The sequence below is a fragment of the Curtobacterium sp. 9128 genome (genome assembly GCF_007673775.1).
Taxonomy (GTDB): domain Bacteria; phylum Actinomycetota; class Actinomycetes; order Actinomycetales; family Microbacteriaceae; genus Curtobacterium.
In genome coordinates, this window is sequence record NZ_VEAF01000001.1 from 411573 (window position 1) to 434749 (window position 23177).

Below are 23177 nucleotides of genomic sequence, written 5' to 3' on the forward strand. Positions count from 1 at the left end.
GGGCCATGGTGCCCGGGGTCCCCTGACGACGCACGGACCGCCCGGTCGGTCCGGTCTGCGCGTCTGCCGAACCGGTACCCAGGCGCGCGCGAGTTCGCTGGGTCCGTTCCCTGAACGACGGAAGGAAGAACCCATGCGCGCAGTCGTCTGGCACGGCATCGGCGACATCCGGATGGACGAGGTCCCCGAGCCCACCATCCAGGACCCGCACGACGCGATCGTCCGCATCACCCGCAGTGCGATCTGCGGCACCGACCTGCACTTCGTCCGCGGCACCATGGCCCCGATGCAGGAGGGCACCATCCTCGGCCACGAGGCCGTCGGCGTCGTCACCGAGGTCGGTGACGCGGTCCGTGGTTACAGCCCCGGCGACCGCGTCGTCATCAACTCGACCATCTCCTGCGGGGCCTGCCGCTACTGCCGGATGGGCAAGACCGCACAGTGCGACGTGGCGAACCCGAACGGCCCGCAGGCCGGCACGAGCTTCTTCGGCGGCCCGGAGTCGACCGGCCCGGTGAACGGCCTGCAGGCCGAGTACGTGCGCGTCCCCTGGGCGCAGAACACCATGCACCCGCTGCCCGAGAACGTCAGCGACGAGCAGGCCATCCTGCTGTCGGACATCTTCCCGACCGGCTGGTTCGGCGCCGAGCTCGCGGGGGTCACCCGCGGCGACGTCGTCGTCGTCTTCGGTGCGGGGATCGTCGGGCAGTTCGCGGCGGCCTCGGCGTACAAGCAGGGAGCCGGTCGCGTGATCGTCGTCGACGGCGAGGAGACCCGGCTCGCGGCGGCACTCGCGCAGCACTGCGAGATCGTCGACTACAACCGCGAGGACCCGGTGCAGGCGATCATGGACCTGACGAACGGCATCGGCGCGGACGCCGTCATCGACGCGGTCGGTGTCGACGCCGAGCGACCCAAGCAGGGCCCGGCCGCCGTGTCCGACGAGCAGGCGCAGGCGTTCGACGCCGAGGTGCGCCAGGTCGCTCCGGACGCATCGCCCGACGGCTTCGGCGAGGCGCAGCAGTGGAAGCCCGGCGACGGCCCCTCCCAGGTCGCGCAGTGGGCCGTCGAGGTCGTCGCGAAGTACGGCCGCATCGGCATCATCGGCGTCTACGGTCCGACCGCCGAGCGGTACCCGATCGGGCAGGCCATGAACAAGAACCTGACCATCCGCATGGGCAACTGCGACCACCACTCGGTCACGCCGCCGCTCATCGACATGGTCGCCGCCGGGCAGTTCGACCCGACGGCACTCATCACCGAACACGAGCCGATCGGTTCCGCGATCGACGCCTACGAGGCGTTCGACCGGCGCGAGCCCGGCTGGATCAAGGTCGAACTGGAGGCCAACTGACATGCCCACGGACCAGTACGAGTTCGGCGACCCCCGGTCGCGCTACCCGAACGTCAGCCCGGAGCCGCAGACGCAGGCCGAGCCGGGCCTCCAGTCCCGGATGACGCCGGTGCCGGACCTCGGCGAAGAGTCGTACCGCGGGACCGGCCGGCTCGCCGGCCGGAAGGCGCTCATCACCGGCGCGGACTCCGGCATCGGCGGCGCGGTCGCGATCGCGTTCGCCCGCGAGGGCGCCGACGTCGCCCTGGCGTACCTGCCGGACGAGCAGGAGGACGCCGATCACGTCATCGAGCAGATCCGGGCAGCGGGTCGGACCGCGGTCGCCATCCCGGGTGATCTGCGGGACCGCGAGTACGCGGGCCGACTCGTCGAGGAGGCCGTTGCCGGCCTGGGCGGGCTCGACGCGCTCGTCAGCGTCGCCGGCAAGCAGGTCTGGCAGCCCGACCTGCTCGACATCACCGACGACCAGTTCGAGGCGACCTTCGACGTGAACGTCTTCGCGCTGTTCCGCCTCGTCAAGGCCGCGCTGCCGCACCTGCAGCCCGGGTCGACGATCACCACGACGGCGTCGATGGAGGCCTACCAGCCGGCGCCGGACCGGCTCGACTACGCCGCCACCAAGGGTGCGATCAACAACCTCTCGAAGGGGCTCTCGCAGGCGCTCATCGAGAAGGGCATCCGCGTGAACGTCGTCGCTCCGGGACCGACGTGGTCGGTGCTGCAGGTCACACGTGGTGTCGACCCGGAGTCCCTGCCGGAGTTCGGCAGCAGCGAGTCGCCGATGGGCCGTGCGGGTCAGCCCGCCGAGCTGGCGCCGGCGTACGTCTTCCTGGCGTCGCAGGAGTCGAGCTTCGTCGCGGGCGAGACGCTCAACGTGAACGGCGGCATGGTCACGCCGTAGCCGGACGCACGCCGAGATCCGGCCCCGCGGACACACCGCGCCGTCTGCACGCGACGTCCGCGGGGCCGCGGTCAGCGGTGGTCGCGCTCCGTGCGGCGCGTCCAGACCAGGAACGCGGTGTGGCCGAGCAGCGCGATCCCGAAGAACACGAGCGCGACGGCCCAGACCCGGTCGAGCGTGTGGTCGCCGACGACGAGCATCACGATGCAGATGATCACCGCGGCCGAGAGCACGCCGACCTGCACCATCGACCAGGTCGTGCGCCAGCGGGGCTGCTGCTGTCCGTTCACGGGAGCCCATCATGCCGCACGGAGCGCGGCGCGACCTGACGACGGGCGCCAGGCGGGGTGCCGCGGCCGTCGGTCCATTGACTCAGTGCCGCCCGCCGGCCACCGGGACGGCAGCGGCAGCGACGAGGGCGGCCAGCAGGAACGCCGCTGCGGCACCGGCCGCGCCGATCACGGCACCGGCGGCGGCGGCTCCGAGTGCCTGTCCGAGCACCAGCGTGACGAAGAGCACGGCCGTCCCGGCCTCGGCGCGGTCGGCGTCGATCGCGGTCGTCCAGGCGATCTGGGCACCGGTCGCCGCCGTGTAGCCCCAGCCGAAGACCAGGCACCCGAGGAGCGCGACCGGCAGGGTCCCCGGCCAGACCCCGAGCGCGAGGGACCCGACCACGACGCCCGCGACGCTGATCCGCCAGAGCCGCGCTGGAGTCAGGCGGGCCGTCCACCGGCTCGTGACGACGACCGCCGCTCCCCCGACACCGAGCGCGACCCAGGCGACGATCGAGCCGTCCCTGCCCACCCCGGCATCGACGAGCGTGGACCGGCCGAAGTTCCAGACGGCCGCGGAGGCCGCCCCGAGCAGGAGCGACGCGACGAGGAGTCGGCGATGCGCGGTGACCCACGACCGCCCGGCGGTGACCCCCGGACCGCCGGCTGCTCGCGGACGCTCCGCCGCACGCGGACGGTCCGCCGGTCGCGGACGGTCCGCCGGTCGCGGACGGTCCGCCGCTCGTGGACGGTCCGTGCAGAGCACCGCGGTCCCGGCCAGGACCGCGCAGACCGCGGCGACGGACCACGCCGTCCGCCAGTCGGGCAGGAGCAGCAGCGCCAGGAGCCCGGCGGCGACGAGCCCGGGTCCGGTCCCGGCGTTCACGATCGACTGCAGGCGCGCGGCGCGCTCGGGTCGTGCGTTCCTCGCCACGATCCGGACCAGTGCGGGCGACGCGGCGCCGGCCCCCGTCGAGCCGAGGACCACGAAGGCGCCGAAGGCCACCGGGTCCTGGCTCGCCGCGGTGCCGGCGGCGCCGACGGCCGCGGTGCCGGCGGCGAGGACGACCAGTGCCCGCGGACGTGCCGCGGCGGCGAGGAAGCCGACGGCCGCGCCGACGACGTAGGCGACCGATGCGCCGGCGGAGACCCACCCGGCCGTCGCGGCGCCGAACCCGAGGTCGGCCTGCGCGTCGGGCAGGACCAGCCCGTACGCCAGCCGCACCAGCCCGTAGGTCACCGCGATGAGCGCCGTGCCCGCGACGACGAGCCCGGTCGAATTCGAAAACGATCGTTTCACTTTTCCGAGCCTAGAGTGCAGGCATGGCGATCCGTGCAGGAACCGAGCGGAAGCTCCTCGACGCTGCCGAGGAGCTGTTCTTCACGAACGGCATCGCGGCCACCTCCGTCGACGCCGTGCTCGACCGCGCCGGTGTCTCGTCGGCCACCCTCTACCGCGCCTACCCGAGCAAGGAGTCCCTCGTCGCGGCGACCCTCGAACGGCGTCGACGGGACTGGGAGGGCACGTGGACCGCCGCCGTCGCGGAGCACGGCGACCCGCGGACGCGACTGCTCGCGGTGTTCGACGCGCTCGACGCCTACCGCGCACGCACGGCAGCCTCACGGTGGTGCGCCTTCCTCGGCACGGCGTCCGAGTACGCGGACGCCCCGACGGAGATCCGGGTGGTCCTCGACACCGAGACGAGCGACATGCGGACGCGCCTCACCGCGCTCGCCGAGCCCCTCGTCGGGACGGGGGCCCAGGCGCTCGGTGAGCAGCTCACCCTCGTCGTGTCCGGAGCCCTCGCGATGCGGCTCCGGGATGCCGACGCCGACACGGGCGTGGCGCGGGCCGTCGCGGGGGTCCTGGTCGACGAGGCCCTGCGCGCGGGGTGACGCCGCGCCCGAGCCGGCTAGGCGTACCGGATGCCCTCGCCGGCGAGCACGGCGCGGTACCCCTCGCGGTACGTCGGGTAGGCGAAGGCGAAGCCCGTCGACCGCAGGAGCGCGTTCGACAGGCGCTTGTCGGTGACGGGGCCCTCGACGGGTGCCGCCGGAAGCGGCCCCGCGCCGAGCTCGTCGGCCAGGAACCGCAGCACGTCGTCACGGCGGACCGGCTCGTCGTCCGTGCCGATCACGAGCGGGGGCGCGCTCGCCGTCGTGGCCAGGTGCACGAGGAGCGCCGCGGCGTCGTCGCGGTGGATGCGGTTCGTCATCGGGGACGACTCCCCCGGCGGCGCGACCGTCGCCCGGCCGCTGCGGACCTGGTCGACGAGGCGTGTCCGACCCGGGCCGTATATCCCGGAGAGCCGCACCAGCGTCGCGGCGGGCGCACGGTCGCGCAGCAGCGACTCCGCCTCGAGCAGGACGTCGGCGGTCGGGGTGCCGCCGGTCGCCGGCGTCGACTCGTCGACGACACCGGCGCCGCCGTACACCGCCGTCGAGGACACGACGACGATGCGTGGCGTGGCACCGGAGGAGTCGACGCCGTCGAGCACGTTCCGGAGCCCGTCGACGTAGGTCGCCCGGTAGGTCTCGGTGTCCCGGCTCCCCGCGGCGAGCGCCACGACCACGACACCGGTGTCGCCGTCGATCACCGGCTGCTCGTGTCGGAGGTCGACGGCGCCGCCCGCGAGGGGCGCCGGGATGCGGTCCGGGGTGCGGCGGAGGCCGACGACGGAGTGGCCTGCGGCGTGGAAGCGGAGTCCGGCGGCGATCCCGAGGTCGCCACAGCCGGCGATGACGACGTGCACGGGTCGACTCTACGGCCGGGTCGTCGTGCGTCGGTGCGCGTCGGGCGCGGAGGGCGCCCGGTGACGTCCAGGGCCGGCGCCTAGCATCGAGCAGATGCCTGCTCCGTCGGACCCCACTGCCCGTGCCCACCCCGGACAGGACGAGTTCATCCGGGTGCGGGGAGCGCGGGAGAACAACCTGCGGGACGTCGACGTGGACGTGCCGCGCGACCGGATCGTCGCGTTCACGGGGGTCTCCGGGTCGGGGAAGTCCTCGCTGGCGTTCGGGACGGTGTTCGCCGAGGCGCAGCGGCGGTTCCTGGAGTCGGTGGCCCCGTACGCGCGTCGGCTCATCGCGCAGGGGTCCACGCCGCACGTGGACTCGATCACGGGTCTGCCGCCGGCCGTCGCCCTGCAGCAGCGTCGGGGGGCGCCGAGTTCGCGGTCGACGGTGGGGACGCTGACGACGCTGTCGAACTCGATGCGCATGCTGTACTCCCGGGCGGGGACCTACCCTGCCGGTGCCGAGCGGTTGGAGTCGGACTCGTTCTCGCCGAACACGGCGGCCGGTGCGTGTCCGCGGTGTCACGGTCTCGGTGTGGCGCACGAGGTGACCGAGGCGTCGGCGGTGCACGACGACGGGCTGAGCATCCGGGACGGGGCGATCACGGCGTGGCCGGGGGCGTGGCAGGGCAAGAACCTCCGCGACGTGACGGCGGCGCTCGGGTACGACATCGACCGTCCGTGGCGGGAGCTGTCCCGTGCCGACCGTGACTGGCTGCTGTTCACCGAGGAGCAGCCGGTGGTCGAGGTGCACCCGAAGCGGGACCGGGTGGCGAAGCCGTACAAGGGGCGGTTCTGGAGTGCTCGGCAGTTCGTGATGCACACGCTCGCCGACTCGCAGAGCGAGACGCAGCGGACGAAGGTCCTGCGGTTCGTGGAGTCCGGGCCGTGCGGCCTGTGTGGTGGGACGGGGCTGACCCGTGCCGCGCTGGCCGTGACGGTCGCCGGGCGGACCATCGCGGCGATGAACGGGCTCCCCCTGACGGTCCTCGCTGACACGCTCCGCCCGATCGCGGCGGTCACGGACGCGGCTCCGGCGACGTCGCGGGCTTCGTCGGGTGAGCGGACGGAGGTCGCGGTGGCGATCGCCGGTGACCTGCTCCGGCGCGTGGAGGTGCTGACCGGGCTCGGGTTGGGGTACCTGTCCCTGGACCGCGCGACCCCGACGCTGTCACCCGGGGAGACGCAGCGGCTCCGCATCGCCACGCAGCTGCGGTCGGGGCTCTTCGGGGTCGTCTACGTCCTCGACGAGCCGAGTGCGGGGTTGCACCCGGCGGACGCCGAGTCGTTGACGGCGGTGCTCGAGGACCTCCGGGCGAGTGGCAACAGCGTGTTCGTGGTGGAGCACGACATGCGCATCGTCCGTCGGGCGGACTGGATCGTCGACGTCGGTCCGGGTGCGGGTTCCGCGGGTGGGACGGTGCTGTACAGCGGACCGGTCGACGGTCTGGCGGAGGTGGAGGCGTCGGTCACCCGGCGGTTCCTCGACCCGCGCGGGTCGGGCGGGCCGTCGCGGGTCCCGCGGACGCCGGTGGGGACGCTCGAGCTCCGGGGGGTCAGTCGGCACAACCTCCGCGACCTCGACGTCGACCTCCCGCTCGGGGTCATGACCGCGGTGACGGGGGTCAGCGGGTCGGGCAAGTCGTCGCTGGTGGGCGGGGTCCTGCCGGCGACGGCGACGGAGCACCCGCTCGTCGACCGGGTCGTGCAGGTGGACCAGAAGCCGATCGGCCGGACGCCGCGGTCGAACCTCGCCACGTACACGGGGCTGTTCGACGCGGTCCGTGCCGCGTTCGCCGCGACCGACACGGCCCGTGAGCGCGGCTGGGGTGCCGGTCGGTTCTCGTTCAACGTCGCCGGGGGTCGCTGCGAGGTGTGCCAGGGCGAGGGGTCGGTGTCGGTCGAGCTCCTGTTCCTGCCGGGGAGCTGGGCTCCGTGTCCCGAGTGCCACGGTTCGCGGTACACGGCCGAGACGCTCGAGGTGCGCTGGCACGGTGCGTCGATCGCGGACGTGCTCGCGATGACGGTGGACGAGGCGGCACCGTTCCTCGCCGAGCTGCCGGCCGCGGCCCGCGGTCTCGAGGCGCTCCGCCAGGTCGGCCTCGGCTACCTGCGACTCGGACAGCCCGCGCCGGAGCTCTCCGGCGGCGAGGCGCAGCGCATCAAGCTCGCGACCGAGCTCCAGCGGGCCCGCACGGGGCACACGCTGTACCTGCTCGACGAACCCACCACGGGGCTGCACCCGGCCGACGTCGAGCTGCTCACCGAGCAGCTGTCGCGGCTCACGGACGCGGGCAACACGGTGGTCGTGGTCGAGCACGCGATGGACGTCGTCGCACACGCCGACCACGTCGTCGACATGGGGCCGGCCGGGGGCGACCACGGCGGGCAGGTGGTGGCGTCCGGCACACCGGAGGAGGTCGCCGCCTCCGGCGAGAGCCGGACCGCGCCGTACCTGCGCGCGCAGCTGGGCCGCTGACCGCAGCAGCGCACAGCTCGGCCGCCGACCGCGGCACGTGCCGGACTGGAGGCTCGTGGCGGCGTCGCCACGGGCCTCCAGTCCGGTGTGCACCGGTCAGAGCGAGAAGCCGCCGTCGCTGGTGAGCACCTGACCGACGACCCAGCTGCCACCGGAGGTGGCGAGCCAGCCGATGAGCTCGGCTGGGTCCTCGGGTCGGCCGAGGCGGCCGAAGGGCGTGCTGGCGACCCAGGCGTCGAGGTCCTCCAGGGAGCGGTCGGTGGTCTCCGGGTCCATGTAGCCGGTGTTGACGGGGCCCGGGTCGACGGTGTTGAGGACGATGCCGAGCTCGAGGAGCTCGGCGGCGACCGTCGCGGTCACCCCGGCGAGGGCGGCCTTGCTGGCGGCGTACGCGACCTCGCCCCGCATGGCGCCGTGGACCTGCCCCGACGTCATCCAGAAGACGTGCCCGCGGGGCTCCGCGTACGGACCGTTCCCGGTGATGCGGTCCCCCGGTCGTCGCGGTGCGGCGTCGACGGCGAGCTGCGGTGCCCGTCGTCGGGCGAACTCGGCGGTGAGCAGCATCGTGGCCCGGGTGTTGACCTCCCAGAACGCGGTGAGGCGTTCCGGTGTCATGTCGAGGATGCTGCCGTCGTCGCCGCTCTTGGCCTGGTTGCAGACGAGGACGTCGAGGTCCCCGGTCAGGGCCGCCGCGGTGGCGATGACCTCCGGCACGGACGCGGGGTCGGACAGGTCGGCGGCGACGTCCGCGAACCGTGCTCCCGCGGCCAGGTGCGCGCGGACCCCCGCGCGGACGGCGTCGAGGTCGTCGCCGCCCCAGGGCAGGTCGAGGTCGTGCGGTCGGTGGTGGTGGATGACGACGTGCGCGCCCAGGGACGCGAGCTTCGTGGCGACGGCGAACCCGATGCCGCGTCGTCGGGAGACACCGGTGACGAGGGCGGTCTTGCCGTGCAGGGGCAGGTGTGCGGACATGGTGAACCTCTCGATCGCGCCGGGACGTGGCGCACAGATGGAATCGGAGACGGTTCAGCGGCACTGCATGTCGATCAACCTACACAGGCCCGTCGGAACCGACAACCACTCCGAACGGAGGGTGCGGGACACGGCGTCGTCGGTCTGGGACCAGGTCGATCGACATCCGTAGGATCGTGAGGGAACCACGTCATCGGAGACGGAGACCGGAATGGACACCACCCACCAGCAGGCCACCACGTCGCCGACGACCCGGGCCACGGCCTCCGTCGCGGCGATCCTCGCCGAGTCCGCCGCGCGGTTCCCGGACGACGTCGCCGTGGTCGTCGGCGACCAGCGCACGACCTACGCCGAACTCTGGTCGGAGACCCTCGCCTACGCGGGCGCGCTCCGGGCACGCGGCGTGACGGCGGGGGCGCGCGTCGCCATGCTCATCCCGAACGTCACCGACTTCGCCCGCGTGTACTACGCCGTCCTCGCCCTCGGAGCGGTCGTCGTGCCCGTGCACGCGCTGCTCAAGCGGCGCGAGATCGAGTACGTCCTGCGCGACAGCGGCGCCTCGCTCCTCGTCTGCGCCGCGCCGCTGCTCGCCGAGGGAGCTGCCGGCGCCGCACTGGCCGACGTGGACGTCGTCACGGTCCTCGCCCCGGAACCGGACGGGGCCGCCGGTGGTGGACACGACCGCCTGGAGGCACTGGCCGCGTCGAGCGAGCCGCTCACGACCTACACGCCCCGCCACCCGTTCGACACGGCGACGATCCTGTACACGAGCGGCACCACGGGGCACCCGAAGGGCGCGGAGGGATCGCACTTCGCACTGCTCGAGCAGGTCAACACGAACCTGCTGACGACGTTCGACATGCGCCGCGGCGACGTGCTCCTCGGCGCGCTGCCGCTGTTCCACACCTTCGGGCAGACCTGCACGATGAACACCGGCTTCCGCGCAGGAGCGACGATCGTGATGCTGCCGAAGTTCGACGGGGACGCCGCCCTGACCGCGATGGTCGACCACGGCTGCGAGATCTTCATGGGCGTCCCGACGATGTACATCGCCCTGCTCGACGCCGCCACCAGGAACGAGGCCCGCCCGCACCTGCGCTACGCGATCTCCGGCGGCGCATCCCTGCCGCTCGCGGTGCTGGAACGCTTCCAGGCCGTGTACGACGCGCCGATCCACGAGGGCTACGGCCTCACGGAGACGTCCCCGGTCGCGACGTTCAACCACGTCGGCCGGCCACCGCACCCGGGTACCATCGGCACGCCGGTCTGGGGCGTCGACGTCGAGATCGCCGACCCGGCCACCGCGGACACGATCGTCCTGCTGCCGCACGGCGAGATCGGCGAGCTCGTGATCCGCGGCCACAACCTCATGAACGGGTACCTCGACCGGCCGGAGGACACCGCGCACGCGATCGTCGACGGGTGGTTCCGCACCGGCGACCTCGGCACGAAGGACGACGAGGGCTACCTGACGATCGTCGACCGCACGAAGGACATGATCATCCGGAACGGCTACAACGTGTACCCGCGGCAGGTCGAGGAGGTCCTCGCGGCACACCCCGACGTGACGATGGCCGCCGTGTTCGGCGTCCCCCACGCCGTGCACGGGCAGGAGATCGAGGCCGCCGTGGTGCTCCGAGCGGACGCGACCGTGACGCCGGACGAGCTCGTCGCCTTCGTCGCCGGGGAGATCGCGGCGTACAAGTACCCGCGCGCCGTACACGTGCTCGACGCACTGCCGCTCGGGCCGAGCGGCAAGGTGCTGAAGCGGGAGCTCGTCGAGCGGTTCGGGGCGGAGCGGGAGACGGTGGGCCCTGCCGGGATCGAACCGACGACATCCACGGTGTAAATGTCCTTGTCCCTGGACGCTGCCAGACCGGTAGGCAAGTAACCGCAACCATCGCAGCTGTTCAAAGTCCGGTTCTTTGCGGTTAGTTGCCACCGCCTCCGCGTCTTCACCAACACCACACCGACACGCGGAAGCTCCACCGCACACACCAGGACTCGCGGCGTCGGCACTGTAGGCGGCGAGGGTCCGCGCGACGAGTCAGCTGCGCCGGGTGCTCGACGACACCCGACTTGACCTGGGCTTTCCTCGAACAAGGCCCCCGCGGCGTCGGGTCATGCATAGGGCGTGCATGACCAACGCAAACACCCACACCATCAAGGCCCGCAGCGCTCAGACGTCGAACGGCCAGACCGCCCCTTCTCGTCGAGGCCGCGGTTTCACCCACGAGTCGGGCCCGAACAACCCGAACATCGAGTGGTACACCCCGGCCGCCGTGTTCGACGCTCTGGGCGTCGATTTCGACCTGGACCCCTGCTCCCCCGGTTCCGCGCTCTCGAACGTTCCGGCCGTGAACTGCTTCACCATCAACGATGACGGGCTGACCTCCCCGTGGCACGGCATGTGCTGGGTAAACCCGCCTTACGACGACACGGACGCATGGCTCGAGAAGCTGGCTGCACACGGCGATGGCATCGCACTCGTCTTCGCACGCACGGACACCAAGTGGGCGCACAAGGCGATGGCTTCGGCCGACGTCGTCTGCTTCACCGCTGGCCGCATCAAGTTCATCAACGGCCGGACGGGCCGGCCACAGGGGTCGCCTGGCGCGGGGTCGATGTTCCTGGCGTGGGGAGAGCGGGCCGCGAGAGTTCTCCGCCAGGCCGACCTCGGGCTCTGCTTCTCCGTTCTGAGCTGACCACCGGGTTCCCCAGAGGCCCTCGATGCGAGTTCGCGTCGAGGGCCTCTTCGCGCGCTCACATCACGTCGAGAATGCCAGCGCGCTCCAACATCAGAAGCATCTGCCCGTCGCTCGGCCCCACCCGCTCTACCGAACCCAGCGGTAACGGCGCACCGTGCAGCTGCATGACGGTGAGGTAGAGGGCCGGTTTTCCGACCCACTGCTCCGGGAGGTCGGATTCGAATCGCTCGCCCTTCGGTGCCGTGTAGATGGCCAGCTCCTCAACCGTCATCGACGCGGTGCCCTGACGGCGATGCACGCGCTCCCAGTGTTCCAGTTCGGCGTGCTGTGCTCTCTGTGCGACGGCAATCATCAGCTCGGCGCGATTCGAGGCGCCCGGGAGCAGTTGAGCCAGCGCGGCTCGCGGGTCATCGAACAGCATCCAGTCTCCGCTGATGTGGACGAGGGTGTGGGCGGACGGCTCGATGGTCACGACGGCGGCCGACGCCGTCCTGCGCGAATGTCGGCGAGGTAGTCGAGCGGTTGTTGCAGCGACCACAGCGCATCGAGCAGGCGGCCGTCTTCCGGCATTGCCCAGCCGAGGAGAGCGGTCGCCTCAGCGGGTGAGAAGATCTCGCCTGCCCGCACCACCGCGGTCCAACCAGCGCGGATGTGGACGCGGCGGACCTCGTCCGGCGCATCTCGCTTCGCAACGCGCGCGTACTCCCTAGCGCCTTCCTGCGGGGTGACGAGCTCGACTATCAACCCGACGCCGGGACCAAGCGTGAGGACCTGCGCACGAACGCGGACCTCCGCGTCGTCCTCGGGCCCACTGCGGTACTCGATGAGCATCGGCTCGCCGGTGGTCGGCGACGACGAATGCGCATCGACAGTCGAACGCAGGCGCCCCCACGAGATGGCTCGCCACGTACCGCCGCCCGCTTGCAGCACGGAGAGCGTCTCCGCCGCGAGGTGCTGCTTGGCCTCGGGGTAGCCGCTCATGCGAGGTCCACAGCTGCCGGAGTGATCGCGCGTGGCGCCCCGGTCGATCCTGATCCGTTCACGAGAGATGTATGCGCGGATTGCACGACATGCGTGCGTACGGACGGACGGACGGAACGACGACAGCATTCGGGCTGGTGCTGATCATCCGCACGCGGTGCGTCCGCGCGTCGAAGGTCCGAATGCGCGGCGGGGGCTGAGTTCATCACGAACGCTTCTATGCGGCGAACCGCGGCGTTGACGCGACTTTCTCGAGGGCCGGCGCGATCCGGCCGTCATCGAGCAAGCGGTGACTTGCCGGTGCTCGACGCGTGGACGGGATCGTCAAGTCACCGCAGATCGCCGGTGGCAAGCCGATCGGAAGGGGTAGAGGGCCCTTTGACTTGAAGACTTATGTATAGAGGATACAAAGAAGAAGAAGAAGAAGTAGATCGGCCCTAGATCCCCACACCTATATACCCCCTAAAAGGTCTATAGCTGTACCTCCCCGCAACGGTCATGCACGGAAGCCACGAGAGGTTTCCCCAGTTCAGACCGACTTTTCTGACACTTTCAGGGCTCATCACGGGCAAGCACTATCCGCCAGGAACGACGATCCGGGCACCCTGGGTGCATGTCAGGAGCCCCGACGACAAGGGCCATCAGCCCGGTTCCTCCCTGAGGACGGCGGCTATGACACACCGGCCTCGCCGTCGCTGGACTGGACCGAAACACAGGTCAACTCAGCCCGTCTCGGTCACTCCGACATTTTCGCCGCATAGAGGTGGGTGGACAGCAAACAGCCTGTCCGTCCACCACGAGGAAGCGAACACATGTCCCCCACCAATCAGCCCGCCGGCAACGGCGCCATGTCACTCCGAGAGCTCGCTGCGGCGGCTGACGTCACCCTCGGCACCGTTTACGCCTGGAGCGCCAAGGGCATGCTCCCCGAGTCTGCATCCAAGGTCGACGGAAAGTTCTGGATCCCTCGCGCCGACGCCGACGTGCTCATCGCAGAACGGCGTGCGGACAAGCAGCGCTTCTTCGGACAGAACACCGAACCGTTCCCGCTGGATGTCGAGACAGTCGGGCTCGAGTGGCTCGCCGCTCAGTTGAACGTGTCACTGCGCCGGGTGTGGGCCCTGAGTGCAGAGGGCGCGCTGCCTGCATCCGCGCGACGGATCGGGCGATCCATCCAGATGCCCATCGAAGACGCACGCACCTTTGCCGAGGAGCAGCGCAGCCGCCGACGACGCCCGTTCCCAAGGCGCCGACAGGCATCGCGAGCGACAGTGGGCCTGGGGTGGCTCGCTGATGAAATCGGATGCCCTCGACAGTCCCTCTACTACATCATCAACATCGTTCCGCTGCCGGACTCGACGTTCTACGCCGGGAACGAGATGCGGATGCCCCGCGAGGACGGCGAGAACTGGGTCGCCGACTTCTCCGCGTCGATCGAAGCCGACAACGCCAACGGGCGACGCCTCGGCGCCGCGCTGAACCGGTCGCAGGCCGCGTGAGGGTGGGGGTCGGCCGAGCGATGTCAGCCGACCGCCACGAGCTCGGCCTTCGTCAGATGATCTCGTCACGGTATGCGGGCTGTGCGCACGCGAGACCTTCCCAACGCACCTGGAGAGGCCAACCGCCACCCTTGGTGACGACGCCACGACACCCTCCGGGTACGAACGTCCTGCTCGTTCCCCCATGGTCCTTGCTCGCAGCGACAACGGTTCCGGCGGAAATCATCATGGTCGTTCCTCTCTTGAAGCCGGCCGGACATCGGCGGCGCCGTTCCTATGCGCGGACAGGACGGGCTTTGGGAGCGCCGCAAGTCGCGAACCGGGGTGCCATCTGACGTGACCTCCGTGGTTGTGAATGCTGACTCGCCTCGAGGGGTCACTCGAGGCATGTTGTCGATGACCTCGCTACCTCCGCACATATCGCAGGTAGCCCCGCCGGTCTCCATCCGAGACAGTCGCCGGCACGGCAGATCCGATCTCGAAGGGAATCTGATGCACAGCGCCAGCGACGAATGGTGGTCTCAAGCCCGGCAACGTACCGACATCCTCGACTTGCGGGACTGGTCCACGTGGCCGGTCGACATCACGCGCGAACTCGTCGCCCTCGAACGCGCGGGCCTGCCCGCCACGATCGAGACCCACGACACAATCCGCCTCGCCGACGGCCGCCGCGCCCGCGTCGCACCAGCCGCATCCCCCCGCCGCCAACCCGGCCTGAGTCTCGACGACGAGCCAGAACTGCTGCTCGTGCCGACACCGGCGTACGTCAACCGCCGCACCTTCGTCGAAGTAGCGCGGTCCGCACCGAACGTGCTGCTCGTTGACGGCTCCCAGGTATGGGAGGACGGCCGGCAGATCGCCGGAGAGCCTGCGTTCCAAGAGCTCCGAAGTGACCGGTACGCGGTGTTCGCCGTCGCACGCACCCTCCCTGTTGCCAGCGGCCGTATCGATCAGATCGCGGCCCACACGGGGATGAGCGTTGGACGGGTCGGTGACGCGCTCAGCGTTCTCGGCGACACCGTTCGGCACGTCGACATCGGATGGGAAGCGGTCGACATGTTCGCCCTCGCCGACTGGGCGATGACCTACAACGGGCCCGGTGGTACCGCCACCAGCTGGCACCACCCCGGTACCGTCAAAGAACAAGCGCGCCTCCTCATCGACGCCGGCGCACTCGTCTCCGGCGCCTGGGCGGCGATGACCCCGTTCCCTGGCCTTTCGTATCTCGGCCGGAAAGACGACGTCGGAACCGGACGAACACGGGTGGCGTTCACCCGCACCATGCCCGACATGGCCGCGCTGGGATTCACGCCCGCCGTCCCACCAAGGGATGGGAGGGCGCGACCGAAGTTCACCGTCGCTGTCCCCGAGGACGAGACCATCTTCGCGACGTCGAACTTCTCCGCCGGCGGCATCACCGACGACACCATCACCGTAGCCACTCTCATGCGCGGCTACCACGAAACTGACCTCGCCAACCAGCTCCGCAGCCGAATCCACTTCCGCACCGACGTCCACTACGACCTCATCCACCATCTTCCTTCGTGACAGGCCCGTACGACAGCACGCTTCAAGCATCGGAAGTGTCACCCACGACTGTGGGCGCCCCAGATTGCGCCGGCGTCTCGTGCGACAACTGCCGAACCGCGGACCCCGCGCCCGTGCCGGGACTCGTTGAGACCAACGACGGGGTGTGGCACGTCGCCTCGAGCCCGTGACGCGTCACCTCAGTCGACCAGGCCTCGGTTGGCGACCGTCGGGCGACGAAAAGGCGCCTCAGCACGACAACGAACCACTCGGAGTGACCGCGCCGACAGGCCTGACCTCGACGACACAGCAATCGGCTTCTCCTCCGCACAGATCCAACTAGCCACGACGGGAGCCCCGCGATCAAAGGAGTCCGCGGGCGCCTGGAGTCCGTCGCTGCGCCGCTACGACCTCGGCCTCTGAATGCCGAGCAGACGCGCTGCGCCCGCCGGCCAGAAGCGTTCGTATGGGGCAGCCTTGAGAGAATCAAAGCGGACCATCTATATGCGACACTCGGACCCTCGATCGAGCGGCGGTCCGCAGCCGGCCGGTCGACGACCGGCTATCGGTCACTCGTGCCTTGCCAGTGGAGGCAGCTGAAGCCTCGCTACATTCGACGCATCCGTGCGGCGAGTCGGAGTGCCTGAACGGAACGTCGGTGCTGTTCCGCGCGGTGGCGGCCGTTGGCGGGAGAGGGGTGTGGTGCCGCGATGACGGGGACGAGTCGGGCGTGCTCGTCCAGGGTGAGGTACCGCATGACTCCGTCGAGAGCGATGCTCCCGTACGTGACGATCGCTTCGACGGAGGGGAGCGCCTTGAGGAGAACGCTCAGGGCATGTCTTCCCTCGTCGATGTCTGCAGGTCGTATGCGCCCGGGGAGTTCCCACGGGATGAGGTTCCAGCGGAGGTACGCGTTGCGTGCGAGTCCGGACTCGATGCGGGCTGCGCGGAACGCGGCCGCGGTCGGCCCCGGGTTGTCCTCGCTGCAGACCGCCGAGTGCGCTGCGGCAATGGTCTGGGGGCCGGGTGACTGCATGAGGACCAGCACTCGGCTGGACGTGCCGCCGGATCGTGGGTCGAAGCTCGGGACGAACCGTCGCGAGCCGTCGGGTGCGGTGCGCCATGCCTCCGCGAGGACGTTCAGCGATCGAACGTCCGCGACCTCATCCGCGAGTTCGTCGGGGGTGCTCACGCCGGCTGTGGTGGTGCGAGGAGTGTGCCGCGGATGACGGAGCCGTGGAAGGTGCGGACGGCAACGGTGATCCACGCGGCGACGAGGCCGGCGTAGTAGACGACCGCGAGCACAGCGACGACGGTGAGTCCGGAGTGCAGGGCCAGGCCGTTCAGCCCGGTGACGCAGGTACCGACGGGGAACGTGAACGACCACCACGTCAGGCTGAACGGCAGATGTTCTCGAGCGGTGCGGATGGTGATGGCGAGGGCGATGACGGTCCACAGCAGCGCGAAGCCGAGCATCGCGAACCCGTACACCAACGCCACGACCAGCAGCGCGTGGGCGGTCGAGGCGTCGACGACGGTCGGTGCGTTCGAGGCGAGGAGGTTCACCGCGGTGATCGACTGCCCGACCGGTCCGAGGACGATCCACAGCGTCGGCACCATCCCGGCCGCACCGACCTTGTGCTGCGCGAGTCGGCTCCAGATCAGCGTGATCACGACCAGGGACGTGATGAGGCTGAGGCCGAAGAAGCCGTAGCAGGACCACAGCAGTGTCTCGCGCCCCTGCCCGGCGGGGGCGTAGGGCAGCAGGAGGGCGCCGGTGGAGGCGGACACCATCGGCGGGACGATCGGCATCAGCCAGCCGCCGAACGCGGAGTCGGGTCGGTTCTCGTGGCGGGTGAACGCCAGGTACGGCACCAGGACCGCAGTGAGGAGTCCGCCGATGGTGCCGAGGCTCCAGAGGACCCAGTCGATGGTGACGGCGGCGGGGAGGCCGATCCAGTCTTTGCCGAGGAGGATCGTTCCGGCGCCGACGGTGAGGAACGCCATCGGCGGTGCGCCGTAGAAGTGCGAGATCACCGGGTGCAGGTGGTGCTTCGCTGCGGTGCTCCGGTAGCGGACCCAGTGCAGGACCGTCGCGATGGTGAGGGCGACGAGCAGGACCGCGGCGATCGCCCACACGATCGTCGCCGCGGTGCGCAGACCGGGGAACTGCAGCGGCAGCGATGCGGCCGCGACGGCGACGATCCCGGTGCCCATGATCGACGCGAACCAGTTCGGGGTCAGGTTCGACACGATCAGACCGGGCTGCTCCAGCTCCCGGAACAGCCGCCGGTCGCGCGCATAGTGCTCGGACGTCGCGGGTGCGTGGGCGAGGTGAGCGGACATGCACCCATCGTGCGCGCGTTCCCCGTGGTTCGGGAACGGCGGACTCGTTGGCAGGGCACAATGGTTGCTTGTGGCACTGCGGCGGTTGACGGACCGGACTCTGGACCTCGACACCCTCGAGGTCCTCGTCCGCGTCGCGGAGACCGGTTCGTTGACCCGCGCGGCCGAGGCGTTGGGGGTGACGCAGCAGGCGGTCTCGGCGCGCTTGCGTGCCGCGGAACAGGCGACTGGTCAGCCGCTGGCGCACCGGACGGCATCCGGGACCGCGCTGACCGACGCCGGCCGGGTGGTGCTCGGTCTGGCCGTTCCCGTGTTGGAGGCCTCCCGGCGGCTCGAAGTAGGAGTCGCCGCGCTTCGAGAACCCGCGGGATCTCTCGTGGTCGCAGCGTCGCAGACGATCGCCGAACTCCTGCTCCCTGGATGGTTGCTCGTCCACCGGGCCGTCGCACCCGAGGCGTCGGTGCGGTTGATCGCGGGAAACTCCGCCGACGTGACCGACCTCGTCCGTTCCGGCGCTGCCGACGTCGGATTCACGGAGACACCTGCTGCGCCACCTGACCTGTCCTCGCTGGTGGTCGACGAGGACGAACTCGTGGTCGTCGTCGCCCCGCACCACCCGTGGGCAAGCGCTTCGGGCATCACCGCGGATGACCTCGCGGAGACGCCGCTGCTGCTGCGTGAGGAAGGGTCCGGGACCCGCGCCACGGTCGAGGCGTGGCTCGACCGTGCTGGGCTCCGCCTGGTCGCCCCAGCGGCCGTGCTGGAGACGACCGGCATCATCCGCGCCAACGCGCGGGCCGGCATCGCGCCGGCGGTGATGAGTCTCCGCACCGTCGACACCGACCTCGCCGACGGTGCCCTCGTCCGAGTAGCGCTGCTCGGCCCGCCACTGATCCGGCCGCTGCGCGCAATCTGGACGGGCCGCCCGGGGCCCGCTGTGACGGCGTTCCTAGACACCGCCCGCAGCTCGAGCGCCAGTGGTCAGATCAGTCCGTAGGGCAGCTCCGGGTGCTGTTCGGCGATTTCGATGAGCCGGTTGTACTTCGCGACGCGTTCCCCGCGGGCGGGTGCGCCGGACTTGATCTGCCCGGTGCCGGTTCCGACGACGAGGTCCGCGATGAACGTGTCCGTGGTCTCCCCGGAACGGTGCGACACCATGCTGGCCATCCCGATGCTGGTGGCGGTGGCGATCGCGCCGAGGGTCTGGGAGACGGTGCCGATCTGGTTCGGCTTGATCAGTGCCGCGTTCGTCAGCTGCTGTTCGCCGCCGTCGCGGATCCGTTGCGGGTCGGTGACGTAGAGGTCGTCGCCGACGATCTGGATCCGGTCGCCGAGCGCTGCCTGCATGCGGCGGAACCCCTCATGGTCGTCTTCCGCGAACCCGTCTTCGACGCTCCGGATCGGATACGCGTCGACCAGGTGCCGGTAGTAGTCGACCAGCCCGTCCCGGTCGAGGCTGTCGTCAAGCATCCGGTAGGATCCGGCGCCCTGGGAGAACTCGTTCGCTGCCGGGTCGAGCGCGATCGCCACCTGATCGACGCCCGGCTCGTAGCCCGCGGCACGGATCGCGGCGACGAGCAGGTCGAGCGCTTCCTCGGGGGCGGCAATTGACGGTGCGAAGCCACCCTCGTCGCCGAGGCCGAGGCTGCCGAACCGGTCCCGCACCAGGGCCGCGAGCGCGTGGTAGACGTCCGCGCCGATGCGGACGGCGTCGGCCATCGAGTCGGCATCGACGGGGGCGATCATGAACTCCTGGAAGTCCAGGGCGTTCGCTGCGTGCGCGCCGCCGTTGAGGACGTTGAAGTGCGGGACCGGCAGGCGCGGCGTCGAGCCGGTGATCTCGGCGATCCACTTCCAGAGCGGCAGGTCCGCGGCGTGGGCGAGGGCCCGGGATGCGGCGATCGAGGTGGCGACGACGCTGTTCGCGCCGAGCCGGCGGTACCCGGTGGTGCCGTCGAGTTCGGCGAGGGCGGCGTCGATCCGCCCGATCGAAGACCATGACCGGCCAGTGAGGAGCCCTGAGATATCGGTGTTGATCAGGTGGAGCGCCTGAGTAACGTCGCGGCCGCCGAACTTGGAACCGCCGTCGCGGAGCTCGACGGCTTCGTGGGCGCCGGTGGATGCGCCCGCGGGGGCGTCCCCGGTGACGGTGCGGCCGTCGTCGAGCTCGAGGGAGACGCGAACGGTCGGGTGGCCGCGGGAGTCGAGGATGCGGGCGCCGTGGACGGCGTCGATGGTGACGGGGTGGTCGTGGTGAGTGACGTACTCGCCCTGATGTGCTCCGTGGTGGTGGATGCCGCTGATGTAGTCGTTCATGGTGACGCTCCTTCGGTTCGGGTCATGCGTCGAGCTGGCGGGTGGTTGCGGGGAAGCCGCGGGGAGGCGGAGGGACGACCTCCTAGCGATCACTCAGCGCCAGTGCCTCCCCGCGGCAGTCTGTGGACCCGTGGGTCACGGGTGTCGGGTGTGGGCTTCCTGTGCGGTGCGGATGACGGCTTCGGCAGCAGCACGGTCGGCCCACCCGTTGGTGGTGACGTGCTTGCCGTGCTCGATCTCCTTGTAGTGGGCGAAGAAGTGCTCGATCTCCGCCAGCGTGGGCTCCGGCACATCTGTGATGTCCTGCAGCTGCGCGAAGCGGTCGTCGCCAGCGGGGACGGTGAGGATCTTGTCGTCGCCGCCGTTCTCGTCGACCATGCGCAGCATCCCGACCGGCCGGACCGTGATGACGACGCCGGGGAACGTGGGACGGGGTAGGAGCACGAGGGCGTCGAGGGGGTCGCCGTCCTCGCCGAGGGTGTTGTCGATGGAGCCGTAGTCCTGGGGGAACACCATGCTGGTGAACACCGCCCGGTCGAGCCGGATCCGGCCGGTGGTGTGGTCGACTTCGTACTTGTTGCCGCTGCCGCGGGGAATCTCGATCGTGACGTCGAACAGCATCAGCGCCTCCGGTTCTGGAGCGGGTGTGTGGTCAGTGGGCGGGGTGGTCACAGGGTGCCGCCGAGGAGAATGCCGGCGGTCGCGACGGCGACGGAGACGACGAGCATCCCGAGCCCGTTGATCGCGGCGGCGGTGATCCGGCCGCTGCGGGCGAGGCGGACGGTTTCGAAGCTGGCGGTGCTGAACGTGGTGTAGCCGCCCATCACCCCGGTGCCGAGGACCGCGACCGGCACCGCACCGAGGTGGGTGGCGGCACCGACGATGATCCCCAGCAGCAGCGACCCGGTGACGTTGATCGTCAACGTGCCGACGGGGAGCCGGAACTCCCGGCCGGTGTTGATCACCCCGTCGAGGAGGAACCGGCCGGCAGCGCCGGCACCGCCGGCGACGGCGACGGCGAGGATGAGCGCGGCGTTCATGCGTCCTCCGTTCGGGGTCGGAACCAGCCGGCGACGACGAGACCGCAGGCGGTCGCGATCGCGCCGGACAGGACGGTCAGGAGCGCGTACCCGGTGCCGGCGAGTCCGTGCCCGTCGAGGAACAGGGCGGCGGTGGACTCGGCGAGGGTGCTGTAGGTGGTGAACCCGCCGAGGACCCCGGTCCCGAGGAGCAGCCGCAGCACCCTCCGGCGGCCGGCATCGGGCCCACGGTGCGCGAGCGCTTCCAACAGCACACCGAGGGCCAACGCGCCGGTGATGTTGATCCAGAAGATCGACCAACTCACCCCGCCATCGGCAGGAAGCACGATGCTGATGACGTCACGGAGGGCAGTACCAGCGGCCCCACCGACTGCGACGAGGCCGACGTACCGCCACCGCAGATGCACCGGCCGCATGGTCGCTGCGGGGTCGGAGACGTCGACGTCCGGGTCGGAGGGGAGCTGGTCGTCGGGCATCGGGGTGTCCGTTCGGGTGGTCATGTTCCGCCTTCTGCCGCGACCAACGCCGCGGCGTGCTGTGCTGCTGTCGGATCCAGGAACGCCCCACCCCGCGGGACGAGAGCACCCGTCGGGGCGAGGTGGTACTGCACGGGTTGCCCGGTCGGCAGGTTCAGCTGCTCGAGCTCCGGGTCGGTGAGGTCGTCAATGCATGCGCACAACGCACGGAGCGAGTTCCCGTGCGCGACGACGAGGACGCTCCGCCCTGCCCGCAGCATCGGCAGGAGCCGGTCGTGCAGGACGGGGCGGACCCGCTCGATGACGTCCGAGAGGGCCTCGGTGCGTCGGAGAGCGCCGTCGGGCAGGCCGCGCAGCGCGGAACTTGACCGCAGTTCCTCCCACAGCTGCAGCGACATCGGTGGCGGCGCGCCGGTACGGGACCTGCGGAGCCGCAAGTACTTGTCGTCACCGAGCATCCGACGGGCGTCGGTCTTCGTCATCCCGGTCAGAGCACCGTAGTTGCGTTCGTTGAACTGCCACACCGCTTCTGTGGGCATCTGTGTCCCGAGGGCGTCGCAGACCAGTTCGGCGGTGCGGACGGCTCGGCGCAATGTGGAGGTGACCACGACGTCCGGCGTGATGTGCTTCGACCGAAGAAGCTGCCCCGCCGCTGCCGCTTGCTCTTCACCGTGAGGCGTGAGCGGGACGTCGAGGAGCCCGGTGAAAGTGCCGGCTTCGTTCGCGGTGCTCTCCCCATGCCGCAGAAGCATCAGCGTGCCCGTCACGGGGCATCCGACGGCCGGACCACGGTGGCACCAACCGGGTCATGCGGGACGACCAACACCGGCCGGTGCTGCTGATGGGTCAAGTGCGCGGCGACAGACCCATTGAGCAGTTCCGTCACCCGGCGTCGGCCGGTCTGCGATCCGACGACGATCATCACCGCATCACGTTCCTCAGCCACCGCAGCGAGTGCGCGACTCGGATCCCCGACCCGGAAGGCAACTTCCACGTCCACTGATCGCGCTGCAGCGAGCTCCTGAATGACCCGCACGTCTTCGTCGGGGAGCTGCTGCGGGTCGCTGTCCGCCGTGTCCGGGTCAATCGGTTCGATGATCTCCGACCCATCCGCACGGAACCCCGTCGACAGCAGCGCCGGATCGATGACCACACACACCAGGCGGGCGCTGAAGCGTTCAGCGACGGCAGCCGCGACACCGACGACGTCGTGCGCCTGCCCTGGCTGCACACCGACGACGACAACACCGGCAGTGTTCGACTCGACCATGACATATCCCTACCTCAGGCGCGCAAAAGCGCGACCAGCTGAGATAGGGACTGTTGTCGACGATTGTCGAGGTTGGGTCCGGCAAGCCCCACTGCCGGGTCCGAAGACCCCACAAGTATGCACCCACCACCCCATGCCTGCACCGACAATCTTCCGCACCTCGATACCTGTGCTGGCTGCTGCCCTCCACGATCCTCGGACGGCGGGTACCCCTTGGGGGTATCATGACGGTCACCTGTCG

Annotated in this window: 23 protein-coding genes; 9 read left to right on the forward strand and 14 right to left on the reverse strand. The window is 70.4% G+C overall.

Translation table 11 applies throughout. The features are described from left to right. Positions 1 to 133: 133 nt before the first annotated feature. Together FS641_RS01935 and FS641_RS01940 are read left to right on the forward strand one after the other, a co-directional pair. Positions 134 to 1354, forward strand: coding sequence for a zinc-dependent alcohol dehydrogenase (locus FS641_RS01935; protein ID WP_144759098.1), 1221 nt, complete (start codon positions 134 to 136; stop codon positions 1352 to 1354). Position 1355: 1 nt separating this feature from the next. After that, a complete protein-coding gene (locus tag FS641_RS01940) occupies positions 1356 to 2255 on the forward strand; it encodes an SDR family oxidoreductase (RefSeq protein ID WP_144759101.1) in 900 nt (299 codons plus the stop codon). Between the two features lie 71 nt (positions 2256 to 2326). Here FS641_RS01940 and FS641_RS01945 read toward each other — a convergent pair whose 3' ends face one another. Both FS641_RS01945 and FS641_RS01950 read right to left on the reverse strand, forming a co-directional pair. Further along, complete coding sequence (locus tag FS641_RS01945; RefSeq protein ID WP_144759104.1) at positions 2327 to 2545, reverse strand: hypothetical protein; 219 nt, start codon at positions 2543 to 2545, stop codon at positions 2327 to 2329. An 82-nt stretch (positions 2546 to 2627) separates the two neighbouring features. Beyond that, entirely contained in the window at positions 2628 to 3827 is a 1200-nt protein-coding gene (locus FS641_RS01950; protein WP_144759107.1) for an MFS transporter, read from the reverse strand. 23 nt (positions 3828 to 3850) lie between these two features. Here FS641_RS01950 and FS641_RS01955 point away from each other — a divergent pair, with 23 nt between their 5' ends. Continuing rightward, positions 3851 to 4423, forward strand: coding sequence for a TetR/AcrR family transcriptional regulator (locus FS641_RS01955; RefSeq protein WP_144759110.1), 573 nt, complete (start codon positions 3851 to 3853; stop codon positions 4421 to 4423). Between the two features lie 17 nt (positions 4424 to 4440). Here FS641_RS01955 and FS641_RS01960 read toward each other — a convergent pair whose 3' ends face one another. After that, positions 4441 to 5280 (reverse strand): NAD(P)H-binding protein, encoded by an 840-nt coding sequence (locus tag FS641_RS01960; protein WP_144759113.1) that lies wholly within the window; start codon positions 5278 to 5280, stop codon positions 4441 to 4443. Positions 5281 to 5374: 94 nt separating this feature from the next. Between FS641_RS01960 and FS641_RS01965 the strand changes: the two genes are divergently transcribed. Continuing rightward, the gene (locus tag FS641_RS01965) at positions 5375 to 7801 is read left to right on the forward strand and encodes an excinuclease ABC subunit UvrA (RefSeq protein WP_144759116.1); all 2427 of its coding nucleotides are present in this window, start codon (positions 5375 to 5377) and stop codon (positions 7799 to 7801) included. A 96-nt stretch (positions 7802 to 7897) separates the two neighbouring features. Here FS641_RS01965 and FS641_RS01970 read toward each other — a convergent pair whose 3' ends face one another. After that, positions 7898 to 8773: an SDR family oxidoreductase gene (locus FS641_RS01970; protein ID WP_144759119.1), complete on the reverse strand. Its 876-nt coding sequence runs from the start codon at positions 8771 to 8773 to the stop codon at positions 7898 to 7900. Between the two features lie 211 nt (positions 8774 to 8984). Here FS641_RS01970 and FS641_RS01975 point away from each other — a divergent pair, with 211 nt between their 5' ends. Together FS641_RS01975 and FS641_RS01980 are read left to right on the forward strand one after the other, a co-directional pair. Next, a complete protein-coding gene (locus tag FS641_RS01975) occupies positions 8985 to 10622 on the forward strand; it encodes a long-chain fatty acid--CoA ligase (protein ID WP_144759122.1) in 1638 nt (545 codons plus the stop codon). Between the two features lie 289 nt (positions 10623 to 10911). After that, entirely contained in the window at positions 10912 to 11478 is a 567-nt protein-coding gene (locus FS641_RS01980) for a DNA N-6-adenine-methyltransferase (RefSeq protein WP_186317528.1), read from the forward strand. A gap of 58 nt (positions 11479 to 11536) precedes the next feature. Here the strand turns inward: FS641_RS01980 and FS641_RS01985 are convergent, their stop codons facing one another. After that, complete coding sequence (locus FS641_RS01985; RefSeq protein WP_144759130.1) at positions 11537 to 11953, reverse strand: hypothetical protein; 417 nt, start codon at positions 11951 to 11953, stop codon at positions 11537 to 11539. Next, positions 11950 to 12462, reverse strand: coding sequence for a hypothetical protein (locus FS641_RS01990; RefSeq protein WP_144759133.1), 513 nt, complete (start codon positions 12460 to 12462; stop codon positions 11950 to 11952). Before FS641_RS01990 ends, FS641_RS01985 begins: the two co-directional genes overlap by 4 nt. 812 nt (positions 12463 to 13274) lie before the next feature. On the opposite strand from FS641_RS01990, the gene FS641_RS01995 reads away from it, so the two are divergent. Both FS641_RS01995 and FS641_RS02000 read left to right on the forward strand, forming a co-directional pair. Then, positions 13275 to 13961 carry a hypothetical protein gene (locus FS641_RS01995; RefSeq protein ID WP_144759136.1) on the forward strand — a complete coding sequence of 229 codons (687 nt, stop codon included), beginning with the start codon at positions 13275 to 13277 and terminating at the stop codon, positions 13959 to 13961. Between the two features lie 492 nt (positions 13962 to 14453). After that, on the forward strand, positions 14454 to 15509 hold the full coding sequence (locus FS641_RS02000; protein ID WP_144759139.1) for a hypothetical protein: 1056 nt from the start codon (positions 14454 to 14456) through the stop codon (positions 15507 to 15509). Positions 15510 to 16095: 586 nt separating this feature from the next. Here FS641_RS02000 and FS641_RS02005 read toward each other — a convergent pair. Together FS641_RS02005 and FS641_RS02010 are read right to left on the reverse strand one after the other, a co-directional pair. After that, positions 16096 to 16680, reverse strand: a complete 585-nt coding sequence (locus tag FS641_RS02005; protein ID WP_144759142.1) for a uracil-DNA glycosylase family protein — start codon at positions 16678 to 16680, stop codon at positions 16096 to 16098. Beyond that, complete coding sequence (locus FS641_RS02010; RefSeq protein ID WP_144759145.1) at positions 16677 to 17834, reverse strand: TDT family transporter; 1158 nt, start codon at positions 17832 to 17834, stop codon at positions 16677 to 16679. Before FS641_RS02010 ends, FS641_RS02005 begins: the two co-directional genes overlap by 4 nt. An 85-nt stretch (positions 17835 to 17919) precedes the next feature. Between FS641_RS02010 and FS641_RS02015 the strand changes: the two genes are divergently transcribed. Continuing rightward, positions 17920 to 18831 carry a LysR family transcriptional regulator gene (locus FS641_RS02015; RefSeq protein ID WP_260855606.1) on the forward strand — a complete coding sequence of 304 codons (912 nt, stop codon included), beginning with the start codon at positions 17920 to 17922 and terminating at the stop codon, positions 18829 to 18831. Here FS641_RS02015 and eno read toward each other — a convergent pair. From eno to FS641_RS02045, 6 genes are all read right to left on the reverse strand, one after another. Then, positions 18816 to 20150 (reverse strand): phosphopyruvate hydratase, encoded by a 1335-nt coding sequence (gene eno, locus FS641_RS02020; protein ID WP_186317529.1) that lies wholly within the window; start codon positions 20148 to 20150, stop codon positions 18816 to 18818. The two genes, FS641_RS02015 and eno, sit on opposite strands and share 16 nt — an antisense overlap. A 135-nt stretch (positions 20151 to 20285) precedes the next feature. Continuing rightward, on the reverse strand, positions 20286 to 20771 hold the full coding sequence (locus FS641_RS02025; protein ID WP_144759151.1) for an inorganic diphosphatase: 486 nt from the start codon (positions 20769 to 20771) through the stop codon (positions 20286 to 20288). A gap of 47 nt (positions 20772 to 20818) precedes the next feature. Beyond that, a complete protein-coding gene (locus tag FS641_RS02030; RefSeq protein ID WP_144759154.1) occupies positions 20819 to 21190 on the reverse strand; it encodes a CrcB family protein in 372 nt (123 codons plus the stop codon). After that, on the reverse strand, positions 21187 to 21690 hold the full coding sequence (locus tag FS641_RS02035) for a CrcB family protein (protein ID WP_031261894.1): 504 nt from the start codon (positions 21688 to 21690) through the stop codon (positions 21187 to 21189). The genes FS641_RS02030 and FS641_RS02035 overlap by 4 nt, the downstream gene beginning before the upstream one ends. After that, positions 21687 to 22418, reverse strand: a complete 732-nt coding sequence (locus FS641_RS02040; protein WP_260855607.1) for a 2,3-diphosphoglycerate-dependent phosphoglycerate mutase — start codon at positions 22416 to 22418, stop codon at positions 21687 to 21689. Before FS641_RS02040 ends, FS641_RS02035 begins: the two co-directional genes overlap by 4 nt. Positions 22419 to 22429: 11 nt before the next feature. Next, the gene (locus tag FS641_RS02045) at positions 22430 to 22936 is read right to left on the reverse strand and encodes a universal stress protein (RefSeq protein WP_144759161.1); all 507 of its coding nucleotides are present in this window, start codon (positions 22934 to 22936) and stop codon (positions 22430 to 22432) included. Between the last annotated feature and the right edge of the window lie 241 nt (positions 22937 to 23177).

What these genes read in the sequence shown, in the direction of transcription:
- FS641_RS01965 (WP_144759116.1), top strand. Translation starts at nt 5,375, where the DNA reads ATGCCTGCTCCGTCGGACCCCACTGCCCGTGCCCACCCCGGACAGGAC.
- FS641_RS01940 (WP_144759101.1), top strand. Translation starts at nt 1,356, where the DNA reads ATGCCCACGGACCAGTACGAGTTCGGCGACCCCCGGTCGCGCTACCCG.
- FS641_RS01970 (WP_144759119.1), bottom strand. Translation starts at nt 8,773, where the DNA reads ATGTCCGCACACCTGCCCCTGCACGGCAAGACCGCCCTCGTCACCGGT.
- FS641_RS02035 (WP_031261894.1), bottom strand. Translation starts at nt 21,690, where the DNA reads ATGACCACCCGAACGGACACCCCGATGCCCGACGACCAGCTCCCCTCC.
- FS641_RS01955 (WP_144759110.1), top strand. Translation starts at nt 3,851, where the DNA reads ATGGCGATCCGTGCAGGAACCGAGCGGAAGCTCCTCGACGCTGCCGAG.
- FS641_RS01980 (WP_186317528.1), top strand. Translation starts at nt 10,912, where the DNA reads ATGACCAACGCAAACACCCACACCATCAAGGCCCGCAGCGCTCAGACG.
- FS641_RS02030 (WP_144759154.1), bottom strand. Translation starts at nt 21,190, where the DNA reads ATGAACGCCGCGCTCATCCTCGCCGTCGCCGTCGCCGGCGGTGCCGGC.
- FS641_RS01990 (WP_144759133.1), bottom strand. Translation starts at nt 12,462, where the DNA reads ATGAGCGGCTACCCCGAGGCCAAGCAGCACCTCGCGGCGGAGACGCTC.
- FS641_RS01995 (WP_144759136.1), top strand. Translation starts at nt 13,275, where the DNA reads ATGTCCCCCACCAATCAGCCCGCCGGCAACGGCGCCATGTCACTCCGA.
- FS641_RS02045 (WP_144759161.1), bottom strand. Translation starts at nt 22,936, where the DNA reads ATGGTCGAGTCGAACACTGCCGGTGTTGTCGTCGTCGGTGTGCAGCCA.
- FS641_RS02025 (WP_144759151.1), bottom strand. Translation starts at nt 20,771, where the DNA reads ATGCTGTTCGACGTCACGATCGAGATTCCCCGCGGCAGCGGCAACAAG.
- FS641_RS01935 (WP_144759098.1), top strand. Translation starts at nt 134, where the DNA reads ATGCGCGCAGTCGTCTGGCACGGCATCGGCGACATCCGGATGGACGAG.
- FS641_RS02040 (WP_260855607.1), bottom strand. Translation starts at nt 22,418, where the DNA reads ATGCTTCTGCGGCATGGGGAGAGCACCGCGAACGAAGCCGGCACTTTC.
- FS641_RS01975 (WP_144759122.1), top strand. Translation starts at nt 8,985, where the DNA reads ATGGACACCACCCACCAGCAGGCCACCACGTCGCCGACGACCCGGGCC.
- FS641_RS02010 (WP_144759145.1), bottom strand. Translation starts at nt 17,834, where the DNA reads ATGTCCGCTCACCTCGCCCACGCACCCGCGACGTCCGAGCACTATGCG.
- eno (WP_186317529.1), bottom strand. Translation starts at nt 20,150, where the DNA reads ATGAACGACTACATCAGCGGCATCCACCACCACGGAGCACATCAGGGC.
- FS641_RS02000 (WP_144759139.1), top strand. Translation starts at nt 14,454, where the DNA reads ATGCACAGCGCCAGCGACGAATGGTGGTCTCAAGCCCGGCAACGTACC.